Source organism: Candidatus Methylomirabilis sp. (assembly GCF_028716865.1).
GTDB lineage: Bacteria > Methylomirabilota > Methylomirabilia > Methylomirabilales > Methylomirabilaceae > Methylomirabilis.
Window position 1 is genome coordinate 76,077 of the sequence record NZ_JAQUOY010000007.1, and the last position, 12,352, is coordinate 88,428.

Annotated in this window: 11 protein-coding genes; all 11 read left to right on the plus strand. The window is 59.6% G+C overall.

Features of this window, described 5'->3' with window-relative positions; genetic code table 11:
• Positions 1-101: 101 nt before the first annotated feature.
• The 11 genes from PHV01_RS04740 to PHV01_RS04790 all read left to right on the plus strand — a co-directional run bounded on the left by PHV01_RS04740 (position 102) and on the right by PHV01_RS04790 (position 12,336).
• Positions 102-440 carry a rhodanese-like domain-containing protein gene (locus PHV01_RS04740; RefSeq protein ID WP_337289994.1) on the plus strand — a complete coding sequence of 113 codons (339 nt, stop codon included), beginning with the start codon at positions 102-104 and terminating at the stop codon, positions 438-440.
• A gap of 37 nt (positions 441-477) precedes the next feature.
• On the plus strand, positions 478-1,947 hold the full coding sequence (locus tag PHV01_RS04745; RefSeq protein WP_337289995.1) for a phosphoglucomutase/phosphomannomutase family protein: 1,470 nt from the start codon (positions 478-480) through the stop codon (positions 1,945-1,947).
• A gap of 119 nt (positions 1,948-2,066) precedes the next feature.
• Positions 2,067-3,740, plus strand: coding sequence for an arginine--tRNA ligase (gene argS, locus PHV01_RS04750; protein WP_337289996.1), 1,674 nt, complete (start codon positions 2,067-2,069; stop codon positions 3,738-3,740).
• Between the two features lie 146 nt (positions 3,741-3,886).
• Positions 3,887-4,159, plus strand: a complete 273-nt coding sequence (locus PHV01_RS04755; RefSeq protein ID WP_337289997.1) for a ribbon-helix-helix protein, CopG family — start codon at positions 3,887-3,889, stop codon at positions 4,157-4,159.
• Entirely contained in the window at positions 4,156-4,599 is a 444-nt protein-coding gene (locus PHV01_RS04760) for a type II toxin-antitoxin system VapC family toxin (protein WP_337289998.1), read from the plus strand. The genes PHV01_RS04755 and PHV01_RS04760 overlap by 4 nt, the downstream gene beginning before the upstream one ends.
• A gap of 199 nt (positions 4,600-4,798) precedes the next feature.
• Positions 4,799-5,215: a DUF433 domain-containing protein gene (locus PHV01_RS04765; RefSeq protein WP_337289999.1), complete on the plus strand. Its 417-nt coding sequence runs from the start codon at positions 4,799-4,801 to the stop codon at positions 5,213-5,215.
• Positions 5,212-5,556 carry a DUF5615 family PIN-like protein gene (locus tag PHV01_RS04770; RefSeq protein ID WP_337290000.1) on the plus strand — a complete coding sequence of 115 codons (345 nt, stop codon included), beginning with the start codon at positions 5,212-5,214 and terminating at the stop codon, positions 5,554-5,556. The genes PHV01_RS04765 and PHV01_RS04770 overlap by 4 nt, the downstream gene beginning before the upstream one ends.
• A gap of 150 nt (positions 5,557-5,706) precedes the next feature.
• Complete coding sequence (alaC, locus tag PHV01_RS04775) at positions 5,707-6,873, plus strand: alanine transaminase (protein WP_337290001.1); 1,167 nt, start codon at positions 5,707-5,709, stop codon at positions 6,871-6,873.
• A 19-nt stretch (positions 6,874-6,892) separates the two neighbouring features.
• Positions 6,893-8,311 carry an amidophosphoribosyltransferase gene (purF, locus tag PHV01_RS04780; protein ID WP_337290002.1) on the plus strand — a complete coding sequence of 473 codons (1,419 nt, stop codon included), beginning with the start codon at positions 6,893-6,895 and terminating at the stop codon, positions 8,309-8,311.
• Positions 8,312-8,633: 322 nt separating this feature from the next.
• Complete coding sequence (locus tag PHV01_RS04785; RefSeq protein WP_337290003.1) at positions 8,634-10,952, plus strand: sodium-translocating pyrophosphatase; 2,319 nt, start codon at positions 8,634-8,636, stop codon at positions 10,950-10,952.
• Positions 10,953-11,058: 106 nt separating this feature from the next.
• Positions 11,059-12,336, plus strand: a complete 1,278-nt coding sequence (locus PHV01_RS04790) for a CBS domain-containing protein (RefSeq protein ID WP_337290004.1) — start codon at positions 11,059-11,061, stop codon at positions 12,334-12,336.
• The last annotated feature ends 16 nt before the right edge of the window (positions 12,337-12,352 follow it).

Here is a 12,352-nt window from a genome sequence, read left to right on the forward strand (position 1 = left end):
ACGATGCGCTATGATAATAATATTGAGTCACGATCAGGATATGCGGGTTCCCCCGTTGCGGATAATTGAACGATAGATCGTCGAGCTTGGAAAGGGAAGTTATGATATCGAAAGAGGAGATTCGAGATCCATTTGAGCGCCTCAATCCTGAGACGGCCAAGGGGCTGATCGATAAAGGGGGCGTGGTCGTGGTTGATGTGCGCGAGTCGGCGGAGTGGAGTCAGGGGCATATCGCCGAGGCCGTGCATATCCCGCTGGGAACGCTGATGAGCCGTCCGCGGGATCTGCTCCAGCAGGACGGGATCATCTTCGTGTGCGCCGAAGGGATCAGGAGCGCAGTGGCCTGCGAGGTTGCGGCAGCCATCGGCAAGACGCAGATCTACAACCTTGAAGGGGGAACCAAAGCCTGGCTCAAGCAAGGCTTCCCCCTCACGCGATGATCACGATCCGTTTCCTGTCACCTGACTGCGGGCGCTGATGCCGACGCCGCCACGGATTCGGTTCGGGACAGACGGGTGGCGCGGGGTCATCGCCAGAGATTTTACCTTCGAGGGCGTTCGACTGGTTGCCGGCGCTGTGGCTGCGACCTTTCGAGCGAGTCAACCTGTAGACCAACGTTTCCTCGTTGCCGTCGGTCACGATACTCGCTTTCTCTCTCGCCGGTTTGCGCAGACGGCGACCGATTTCTTGGTTGCGCTCGGCATAGAAACCTGCCTCACGACCTCTCACGTTCCTACCCCTGTATTGGCCTGCGCTATCCCAGCTCTCAAGGCGCGGGGTGGGCTGATGGTTACCGCCAGCCACAACCCTCCATCCTATAACGGATTGAAAGTTCGTATAGCCGATGGTGGTGCCGCGACTACGACCTTGACCGATCAGATCGAGGCCGAGATCCGTCGCCTTTCGGATGATCATAATGGATCGACCGCGGGCATCTTGCCTGCAATGGATCGGACCAGCGCGGGTGCGATTGAGCTGTTCGATCCCCTCCCATTGTATCAGGAGCGGCTGCGTGCCCTGGTCGATATGGAGTGTGTCGCCCGCTCTGGCCTTCACGTCGTCCTCGACCCGATGTATGGGGCGACGCAGGGCATAGTGGCGGGTCTGCTCCGGCAGATCGGTCTTGAGGTGGAGGAGATCCACGCGGAGATCAACCCCTGGTTTGGGGGGGTGTCTCCTGAGCCGATGCGCACCAGCCTTGGAGAGCTCGCCGAACGGGTCAGGGGTTTGAACACGTCGAAAAAGATTGGGCTGGCCTTTGATGGCGACGGCGATCGCCTGGGGGCCATCGATGAGACCGGAACGTATGTCACGCCGCACCAGGTCTTTGCAGTGCTGTTGCAGCATCTGGTCACCAGGCGCGGACTCTCCGGTACGGTCATCAAGACCGTTTCCACTACTACGATGATCGACCGGTTGGCTGCGAGCCATGGCTTGCGGCTTGCGATCACCCCGATCGGGTTCAAGCATATTGCCGAGGTCATGCGGGGAGAGCCGTTTCTGATCGGAGGAGAGGAGAGTGGGGGGATCGGGGTTGCCGGACACATCCCTGAACGAGATGGAATCGTCAGTGCGTTGCTGCTGCTGGAGTGTCTGGCGATTGAAGGGAAACCGCTCGGAGTCTTACTCCAGGAGCTGGAGGCGAAGGTGGGACCCCATTGCTATCGGCGCCTGGACCTGAGGCTGGCTCGACCGGAAGATGGACGCGAACTCGGAAGGCGCGTCGGAAGCGACCCACCCGCCCATATCGATGGGTGGCGGGTGAAAGAGGTGCAGACCCTGGATGGTGTAAAGCTGGTCGGGACAGACGGAGGCTGGCTGCTCATCCGGCCGTCAGGGACAGAGCCTGTGCTTCGCCTCTACGCCGAGGCGCCGACGCAGGGTCAGGTCTCTCGATTACTCGACTGGGCGAAGACCTACGCGGACACGATTCAGAGGGAACAGTAGGTTGAACCTACTGTGCTTCGACGGGCTCAGCACGAACGGGAAAACACTAATCTTTTCGATACCTATTCCGTTCGCCCTGAGCGTGTCGAAAGGTGAACGGAGGTTTGCAGGACAAGCTCATGATTGATGCTCTTAAAGCTAAACTGATCGAGTCGCTTCTGACCGCCATCAAACAGGCTGGCTTAGAAGCCGGGCTCCCGCAGGATGCTCCCGCATCGCTTACGTGGGAATATCCAGGCGACCCGGCCTTCGGCGATCTCTCAACCACGCTGGCCTTCGGCCTGGCGAAGACGCTGAGGCGGAAGCCTCGCGAGATCGCGCTGCAGATTGCCGCCTCAGCGGTGTTCCCTTCCGAACTGGTCGATCGCGTCGAGGTGGCGGGCGCAGGCTATCTGAACTTCTTTATCGCCCGGCCGTTCTGGCGTCATCTGGTTCAGGAGATCCTCCGAGCTGGACCGATGTACGGAAGGGCTGATGTCGGCGGCGGACGCCGGGTGCTCGTGGAGTTTGTCAGCGCGAATCCGACCGGCCCGCTCGTCGTGGTTAATGCCAGGGCCGCGGCGATCGGTGACGCCATCGCTCGGCTCTTAGAGGCCATCGGGCATCGGCCGCACTGCGAGTTCTATGTGAACGATGCGGGAAACCAATTCCGCAACCTCGCGTTGGCGATGGAGGTGCGGTGCCGTCAGCACCTTGGCGAGGACTGCCCCATGCCCGAGGAGGCGTATCCGGGCGACTATCTGATCGATCTGGCTTGCGAATATCTTGAGCGGCACGGACCGGAAACGCTCTCGGCGCCGGAACCGGAGCGCCGCGATCGACTGGGTCGCTTTGCGGTCGAGCAGATCCTTCAGTGGCAGCGGGCCTCGCTTGAGGCGTATGGAGTCACCTTTGACGGGTGGTTCAGCGAGCGAGCGCTGCGGGAGCGCCGCGAGCCGGAACGAGTTGTGGAGTCACTGCGGGAACGCGGCTTCCTCTACGAGCATGAGGGGGCGCTGTGGTTTCGCTCGACCGCCTTTGGCGATGATAAAGACCGGGTCCTCGTGAAGGGCGACGGCGAGATTACCTATTTTCTTCCGGACATCGCCTATCACCAGGATAAGTTCGATCGAGGGTTTGATCAGGTGATCGACCTCTGGGGGCCCGACCACCACGGCTATGTTGCGCGGATGCGGGCTGCCATGCAGGCGCTTAACCATCCTCCCGAGGCGCTCAGGATACTCATCGTGCAGCTTGTCCGTCTCATGCGAGGGAGCGAGCAGGTCCGGATGTCCAAGCGATCCGGGCAGTTCGTCACGATGGACGAGCTGGTTGAGGAGGTGGGCCGTGACGCGGCGCGCTACATCTTCCTCACTAGACGATGCGACAGCCATTTGGACTTCGACCTGGAGCTTGCCAAGTCGGCGTCTGAGGAAAACCCTGTCTACTACGTGCAGTACGCTCACACACGTCTGTGCAGCATTCTCCGGGAGGCGGCAAAGGCTCAGCTTCCAGCTCCCGTTTCAGAGGACGACCTCACGCCGCTCGATCTGCAGGAAGAGATCGGCTTGATCAAGCAACTGGCGCTCTACCCGGAATTAGTGATCGGGGCGGCGCAGGCGCTGGAGCCGCACCGACTCACCACCTATCTGCACGACCTCGCTGCGCAGTTTCACGGCTACTATACCCGCCATCGGATAATCTCCGCCGACAGGAATCTCACACGCGCACGCCTGGCGCTGGTCGCCGCCCTTCGTGTAGTCATGGCCAACACGCTTGGCTTGCTTGGCGTCTCCGCCCCCGAACGGATGTAGCGACACCGTCACGATCGCCATCTGTGGTTGCCCCCCACTCAACTTCTTAAACTCCTTAAGCATTTCTTCAGTCAGGAATTGTCGCGTCGGAACGTACTTGACAACACATCAGTGATGTGCTTTAGTGGTGTTACAGGAGGTACGTTATGGCGCGCGTAAACGTGTTCTTGAAAGATGAATTACTCGACGAAATCAACGCGGAAGCGAAAGATGAGGGAACCAATCGCAGCGCTCTCATTCAGACTGCGCTAGAAGAATACTTGCAGGCAAAGCGGAAGCAGCGGGAAGAAGCGGAAAAGCGCAAAGAGATGAAAGAGGCCTCCCGCAGGATTGACGATCTGGCTAAAGAGCTTGGGGATTGGGATCCCGTAGCGATCATTCGTCGCTTCCGCGATACCAATTTAAAGGGAGATCGATGATCCCCGCCTATCACCAGGGTTACGTGGTAGATGCGTCGGTTCTCACCAAATGGTTTGTTGAGCACGATGAACCTGACCGAAACCGGGCTCTGGCGCTCAAAGAGTTCCATATATCAGGGCGCTCCACCATCTATGTTACGGAGCTCACCCTCCTGGAGGTACTCAACGCGATTCGCTTCGGTTCAAAGGCCAAGGAAGAGCATGGCGCAAGAGCTATCGTCGGGCTTGAAGGGCTAAATCTCAATGTCACAGAGACCGATTTTCAACTACTGCGAAAAGCCAACGCCATTGCCTGGGCCTACAAGATCACCATCTATGACGCTCTCTATGTGGCTCTTGCCGAGCAACTGGGATACCCGCTCATCACGGCAGATGAGGTCATGGTGAAAAAGCTGAAAGGTCATAGCATCGTCGTGGCATTGAGAGGCTTAGAGTTTTAAGAGATGGCCTGAGCGCTAGTGGTCGCCCTTCACGTGGTCATGGCCAACGCGCTTGGCTTGCTGGGCGTCTCCGCTCCGGAGCGGATGTAGTTTCCGTCACGAAGCTTCAAATTCCGAGTTCTGGATGAGGTCCGAAAGCTGACAGTGAGAATACAGTGTGGTACACTGTGATGCAGAACCCAAATATGGAGGTCTGCCTATGATTACGCCAACGAAGACACTGCGGCTGCGGTCGCAGCTTCGGGCTGAGATTGATCGGATTGCCCGGCGTACGCGCCGTACTTTTTCGGAGGTCACGCAGGACCTGATCGAGGAGGCGTTGCGAATGCGGGAGTGTCCGGGAATCTACTTCGCCGATGAACCTGGAGGACGGGAAGCCAAGGTCGCCGGTAGCGGCCTCGGGGTGTGGGAGGTCCTACGAGACTATGTGGCCGCCGGACGCGACGAACGCACGCTCAGGAAAGCGCTGCCCCAGCTCTCGGCTGCCCAAGTCAAGGCGTGCCTGCTGTATTACCGCAGGTATCCTCGGGAGATTGACGCAGAAATCCGGGAGAATGCGACCCTCACGCCCAGGGTGATTCAGGCCAGGTTTCGCGGCTTGGTGTCGCCTGCGTGAAATTCTACTTGGACGAGGACGTGTCTCCCAAGATTGCCGAGCGGCTTCGAAAGAAGGGAATTGACGCGGTGAGTGCCATTGAGACTGGGAACCTCCAGCTCTCAGACCGAGAGCAGCTTGCCTGTGCCGCCAGAGAGGGCCGATCCCTCGTGACCAGGAATGTTCGGCACTTTATCATCCTTGCCCAGGAGGCCATCCGGCGGCAAGAAGCGCATGCCGGGATCATTCTGTGCCCACCGAGCATGCGGGGTTTCGATGTGAAGGGCATTGCTGACGCCTTGACTCGTGTAGCCAAGCGGTTCCCTGGGGGCCTAGGCGAGTTCGACGTGCTCTATCTCTGAAATACCTCGCGCTTCGCCGCGACTGCCGTATCGCTCTCCCCCTCATAAAGACCCGGTTTCATATTGACAGTGCGGTCCCCTTTTGGTAGCGTGAAGGGGCGAGTTTATCATCGAGATGAGCGGTCGCCACGGTGACCGAAAGGAGCGCGGATGGAGGAGTTCCACCGAATCAGTCGGCTGCCGCCGTATGTTTTTAACATCGTCAATGAGCTGAAGGTCCAGGCGCGGGCTCGTGGTGAGGACGTTATCGATTTCGGGATGGGCAATCCCGATCTGCCGACCCCTCCGCACATCGTCGAGAAGCTCTGTGAGGCAGCCAGGAACCCTCGTAATCATCGATACTCGGCATCGCGTGGAATTACGAAACTCCGGTTGGCCATCGCTGATTGGTATCGGCGACGATATGATGTTGAGATCGACCCAGAGCGGGAGGCGATTGCGACCATCGGCGCTAAGGAGGGACTGTCGCATCTGGCCCTGGCGATTGTAGAACCGGGGGATGTCGCCTTGGTGCCGAGTCCGACCTACCCGATCCATCCCTACTCAGTAATCATCGCGGGGGGGGACGTCCGCAGCGTCCGCCTTGAAGAGGGAACCGATTTCTACGAGGCGCTTGTGGCCGCCCACCGGGAAAGTTGGCCGCCGCCTAAGCTCCTGATCCTCAGCTTTCCCCACAACCCTACTACCGCCACTGTAGACCTTGCTTTTTTCGAAAAGGTCGTGGCGTTCGCGCAGGAGCACCACCTGTTTCTGGTCCACGACCTTGCCTACGCGGACTTGACCTTTGACGGCTATCAGGCGCCGAGTCTCCTGCAGGTCCCTGGGGCAAAAGAGATCGGGGTAGAGTTCTTTACGCTCTCCAAGAGCTACAATATGCCGGGCTGGCGGGTTGGGTTCTGCGTCGGCAATCCGCGGATTATTGCGGCCCTGACGCGGCTCAAGAGCTACCTGGATTATGGGATGTTCCAGCCGATCCAGATCGCGGCGATCATCGCGCTGAACGGCCCGCAGGGATGCGTGGGACAGACGGTTGAGACCTACCGGACGCGACGCGATGCGCTGGTGGATGGGCTGAACCGGATCGGATGGAATCTGTCGAAGCCGAAAGGAACCATGTTCGTCTGGGCAAAGATTCCCGAGGCATACCGGGCTATGGGATCCCTGGAATTTTCGAAGTTCCTCCTCGACAAGGCAAGGGTCGCCGTGTCTCCTGGGATCGGGTTCGGACAGTACGGGGACGAGTACGTGCGATTCGCCCTAGTGGAAAACGAACACCGGACTCGCCAAGCCATCCACGGGCTCAAGCGAGTACTCTAAGCGAACGCTAGGCGCTGAAATGGGTGAGGTTCGGTTGGATAAGTTTCGTGAGGAATGTGGGGTGGTGGGGATCTATGGCCATCCGGAGGCCGCCAACCTCGCCTATCTGGCGCTGTATGCGCTCCAGCACAGAGGACAGGAAAGCGCCGGCATTACAGCCTCTGACGGCAGGTCGCTGCATTTGGAGAAGGCCATGGGGCTGGTTGCCGACGTCTTTTCTGAGACCAAGCTTCGCCGCCTCAAAGGCGCGCTTGCTATTGGCCATGTCCGCTACTCGACGACCGGGACCTCGCAGGTCAAGAACGCGCAGCCGCTGCTGGCCGGCTACCTGCGGGGCCAGATTGCCCTTGCGCACAATGGGAATCTGACAAATGCCGAGAAGATCCGTCATGATCTCGAAGCGCAAGGATCCATTTTCAGCTCCACGACCGACAGCGAAGTGATCGTTCACCTGGTCGCCCGCTCACGGGAGCCAAACCTACTGGAGGCTTCGGTTGATGCGCTGAACCAGGTTCGTGGCGCCTATTCGCTGGTCATCATGAACGAGACTGAATTGCTGGGGATCCGGGATCCCCATGGCTTTCGCCCCCTGTCGTTGGGAAAGCTGGGTGACGCGTGGATTCTGGCGTCCGAGAGTTGCGCCTTCGATCTGATCGAGGCAACATTTGTCCGCGACATCGAGCCGGGCGAATTCATCCGGATCAATGAAAGTGGCGTTCACTCATTTTTTCCGTTTCCACCCGCGCCGAAGTCTCAGTGCATCTTTGAGTATGTCTATTTCTCCAGGCCGGACAGCTTCTTATTTGGTCGATCTGTGGCGGGCATTCGTAAAGAGCTCGGCAGACAATTGGCGCGTGAGTACCCGGTCGAGGCCGATGTGGTCATTCCGGTTCCCGATTCCGGAGTGCCGGCAGCGCTGGGTTTTGCCGAAGAGGCTCACTTGCCGTTTGAGCATGGCCTTATCCGTAATCACTATGTCGGTCGGACCTTTATTGAGCCGAAGCAGGCGATCAGACATTTCGGGGTCAAGATCAAACTCAATGCTATTCGGGAGGTGCTCGAGGGGAAGCGCGTCGTGGTGGTAGATGACTCTATTGTCCGTGGGACTACCAGCCGAAAGATCGTGTCGATGCTTCGAGGAGCCGGGGCGACGGAGGTTCATGTGCGGATCAGCTCTCCCCCGACAATTGCTCCCTGCTACTATGGAATAGACACGCCGACGCGCAAGGAGCTTATCGCCTCTACGCACGACGCAGAGGAGATTCGGCGGTACCTTCGCGCCGACACCCTCGGCTATCTGAGCCTGACAGGATTACAACAGGCCGCCGGGAAGGAGAACCAGGGGGCGACCGGCTTCTGCAACGCGTGTTTCACCGGCTGCTACCCGGTTTCCTTTACCGAGGAGGATCAAGAGCAACTCCGTCTCTTTGAGAACTAGAGAAGGCCCGTGAGGCCTCTCAGCCTATTCATCCCAAGAGGAAAAACATTGATCCCGCCTGTGCTCCACAAACCGACTCGTTCAATTGTGCGACTGTCCTCGCATTGTGTCCGCGGGGATTGATAGACATCCTGCTCGAGGGGAGGGGGCGCATCCCTTCTGGGATCTGGTAAACCATTCCCCAGGCATTGCGACGACTCGGCATGCCGAACTCACGAGCAAACCCTTTAGGTTCTTAAGGAGAAAGATCGTCGTTTGAATGCCCGCAAGCGGCATACGCTAGATCACTGACCATGAATCCCCAGGATAGGAGACACGTTGCATGAGTGAAGCCAGTATCGTATTGCCAACCTTTGGTCCGCAGGAATGGAAGATCCTCTGGTTTGTCCTGGTTTCGGCTTTCATCGCCCTGGGATACGGCGCCTTCCTGGCGAAAAAGACCATCCGGGAAGACCCGGGCAGCCAGGCGATGCAGGATGTGGCCAGGGCGATTGAAGAGGGGGCGCTGGCCTATCTTGCGCGCCAGGTCAAGACGATGATCTGGTTCGTCGTCGCCATCACAATCGGCCTCTTCTTCATGTATCGTGGGCTCTATGAGGGGATGCTCCTGCCGCTTGGCGTGGCGCTCGCCTTCTTCATGGGGGTCGGCGCCTCCTATGGGGCCGGGTATGTCGGGATGCTGCTGGCCGTAAAGGGCAATGTGCGGACCGCAGCAGCAGCCCTGCACAGCTTTAAGTATTCGCTGGAGATCGCCTTCAGGGCCGGAACCGTCTCGGGGATGTTCACCGTCGGCCTTGGGCTCCTGGGCGCGACCATCATCTTCCTGCTGTTCAAAGAGAATGCGATGAAGATCTTGGTAGGCTTCGGCTTTGGTGGGTCGCTCGCCGCCCTGTTCATGCGCATGGGGGGCGGCATTTTCACCAAGGCGGCTGACGTGGGCGCCGACCTGGTCGGCAAGGTTGAGAAAGGGATTCCAGAGGATGATCCGCGTAATGCCGCCACGATCGCCGACAATGTCGGCGACAATGTCGGGGACTGCGCCGGTATGGCGGCCGACGTCTTCGAGTCGTACGAGGTGACGCTGGTCGCGGCCATTATCCTGGGCGCTGGGGCGATGCTGGATAAAGACTTCGTCGAGTCGTTCGGCGGGGCCGCCAGCGCCTCCAGGGTTGTTCTGGCCCTGATCATCTACCCGCTCTTAATTCGCGCCGTGGGCGTCTTCGGCTCGATCCTCGGGACGTGGTGCGTTCGGGGCAAGGACGATCCGGACATGAACCCGATGAAGCCGATTAACGTCGGATTTTGGGTGGCAGCCCTGAGTTCCGTCGTCGGCTTCTGGGTCGTGAGCTACCTCTATCTTGGCGACATCGTCAGCGAGAAGTACGGCGCCATCTGGTGGCGCGTCTTTCTGGCCAATGTCATGGGAATTGCCCTGGCATTGCTGATTCAGTGGCTGACGGAGTATTTCACCGCGACCGATAAGAAGCCGGTGACCGAGATTGCCTATTCCAGTCGAACCGGTCCGGCGACGCTGATCCTTTCCGGATTCGCTGCAGGTCTCGAGTCGAGCGTCTGGGCCACCTTGGCCATTGCTGCGACCATCTTTGGCTCTTACAGCATCTTCGGCGGAAGCTTTTCGCTGTCGGCGTATGGGATCGCGCTGGCCGGCCTGGGACTGCTGGCAACGACCGGCTTTGTGCTGGCCGAAGATACCTTTGGTCCTATCTCCGATAACGCTAACGGCATCTTCGAGATGTCCGGCGCGTTGAAAAATAATCCGAGAACACCGTCTGGAATTGAGGCTCATCGGATTGTCGCCAAGCTCGACGCGGTCGGCAATACGACCAAGGCCCTGACGAAAGGGCTGGCCATCGCCACCGCGGTTATCGCGGCTGTTTCCCTCTTCCGCTCCTTCATCGACGAGGCGCATCTCTTCGAGCAGGGGATCCAGGTGAACCTACCGGAGGTCTTCATCGGCTTCCTGATCGGGGGGGCGGTCCCGTTCCTGTTCTCCTCCTTTGCGATCCAGGCGGTAAGCCGGGCTGCCTTCCTCCTAGTTGAGGAGGTAAGGCGACAGTTCCGAGAGAAGCCGGGGATCATGGAGTTCAAGGAGAAGCCGGACTACGGGCGGTGCGTAGAGATCGTGACCGCCGCGGCACAGAAGGAGTTGCTCGGACCAGGCGTTCTTTCGATCGTCAGCCCGATCCTTGTCGCCTTCGCGTTTGGCGCGCCGGCGCTGGGCGGCTTCCTTGCCGGAGCGATTCTGACCGGTCAGCTCATGGCGGTGTTCCTGTCGAATACCGGCGGCGCCTGGGACAATGCCAAGAAGAAGATCGAGGAGGGGCTGTTCGGCGGGAAGGGGACCGACTGTCACAAGGCTGCCGTCATCGGCGATACGGTCGGCGATCCGTTCAAAGATACCGCCGGGCCGGCCATCAACCCGATGATCAAGGTCATGAACCTGGTCGCAATTCTGATCGCACCCTTGGCCATCCGTCAAATTGGGTTTGGTACTCGGGCGATGATCGTTCTGGCCTGCGTGACCATCCTGGGACTGTCGGTGGTCTTCAGTAAGCGAGGCTCGATCGTAGAGGAAGAGCCCGTGGCGGCCACGAAGGCGGAGACCAGCCGCGCCCATTGAGTACGTTCAGCGTTCCGCCTACAGTGTTCAGCGTCACGCCACGCGCAACGAACGCTGCATGCAATAGACGCAACAAACGCCGCACGCAACAAACGCCGTACGCACTATGAAAACCATGCCTCTCCTCTTTTCCACATTGCGACGCTGTCCGGTCCTTGATGCCGAGGGGCGGCTCGTGGGTCACCTCAGAGACCTGATCCTCTTGCCGTTGGGGGTGCTGCCCCCAGTGACCAAGCTCGTGATCCTGACATCCGAGAAGGAAGAGCTGATCCTGCCGTGGGAGGCCGTGGCGCGTATAGAGCGGGAGCCGGCGGCGATTCATCTGGGTTATGCGGGTGAGGCGCTTCAGCCGGTCCCGTTGCGGCCTGAGGAGATGGAGTTGGCGCAGAGCCTCCTGGACCGGAAGGTGGTGGATACCAAGCACCGCAAGGTGATCCGGGTCAACGACCTGGAATTTCAGGAGGTGGAAGGGCGGCTGCAGCTTGTGGCCGTAGAGGCCGGCCTGCGTGGCCTGCTCAGGCATCTCGGCTCCGAGGCCATGGCTGAACGGATCGCGCGCCTGTTCGATATCCGCCTGGAACGAGAGACGATTGCCTGGGAGGTAGTCGAGCCGGTGGAAACCGCGCTGACCAAGGCCAAGCGACGCGCAACCTATGCCAAACTGGCGAAGCTCCATCCAGCCGACATCGCCGATATCCTCGAGGAGCTGAACCCGAGCGAGCGTGCTGGCGTGCTGGCGTCCTTAGACGAGGAGACCGCCGCTGAGACGCTGACCGAGACGAAGCCGGAGGTCCAGAGCTCGATGGTACAGATGATGGAGAGCGAGCAGGCTGCGGACATCCTGGAGCGCATGGAGCCGGATGAGGCGGCGGACATCTTGAGCGATCTACCGGAGGCCAAGGCCCAGGAGCTTCTCGAGACGATGGAGGAAGAGGAGGCTCAGGATGTGGTTGAGCTGCTCACGCACGAGGAAGATACCGCCGGCGGGCTCATGACGACGGAGGCGTTTGCTCTACCGCTCGACCTTACTGTGGCCCAAGCGATTGGTCGGCTCCGATCCGTAGAGGGGACCGAGGCCGAGACGATCTATTACATCTACGTGACCGATGACCTGGATCGGCTCCTGGGGGTGTTGAGCCTTCGGGAGCTGATCTTGGCCGACCCGAGCCAGCGACTTGGTGAGATCATAGAGCGGCAGATCATCAGTGTTCGACCGGAGACCGGCCTGCGCGAGATCACGGAGACCTTCACCAAGTACAACCTGATGGCCGTGCCGGTGGTAGATGAGGGGGGGGAGTTGCGAGGGATCATCACCGTCGATGACGTCCTGAACCTGCTCCTCCCGATGATATGGAAACAGCGGGCAGCGAAAAAGTTCATCTAGCCGTTTCACCACCCAG

What these genes read in the sequence shown, in the direction of transcription:
- PHV01_RS04740 (WP_337289994.1), top strand. Translation starts at nt 102, where the DNA reads ATGATATCGAAAGAGGAGATTCGAGATCCATTTGAGCGCCTCAATCCT.
- PHV01_RS04745 (WP_337289995.1), top strand. Translation starts at nt 478, where the DNA reads ATGCCGACGCCGCCACGGATTCGGTTCGGGACAGACGGGTGGCGCGGG.
- argS (WP_337289996.1), top strand. Translation starts at nt 2,067, where the DNA reads ATGATTGATGCTCTTAAAGCTAAACTGATCGAGTCGCTTCTGACCGCC.
- PHV01_RS04755 (WP_337289997.1), top strand. Translation starts at nt 3,887, where the DNA reads ATGGCGCGCGTAAACGTGTTCTTGAAAGATGAATTACTCGACGAAATC.
- PHV01_RS04760 (WP_337289998.1), top strand. Translation starts at nt 4,156, where the DNA reads ATGATCCCCGCCTATCACCAGGGTTACGTGGTAGATGCGTCGGTTCTC.
- PHV01_RS04765 (WP_337289999.1), top strand. Translation starts at nt 4,799, where the DNA reads ATGATTACGCCAACGAAGACACTGCGGCTGCGGTCGCAGCTTCGGGCT.
- alaC (WP_337290001.1), top strand. Translation starts at nt 5,707, where the DNA reads ATGGAGGAGTTCCACCGAATCAGTCGGCTGCCGCCGTATGTTTTTAAC.
- purF (WP_337290002.1), top strand. Translation starts at nt 6,893, where the DNA reads ATGGGTGAGGTTCGGTTGGATAAGTTTCGTGAGGAATGTGGGGTGGTG.
- PHV01_RS04785 (WP_337290003.1), top strand. Translation starts at nt 8,634, where the DNA reads ATGAGTGAAGCCAGTATCGTATTGCCAACCTTTGGTCCGCAGGAATGG.
- PHV01_RS04790 (WP_337290004.1), top strand. Translation starts at nt 11,059, where the DNA reads ATGAAAACCATGCCTCTCCTCTTTTCCACATTGCGACGCTGTCCGGTC.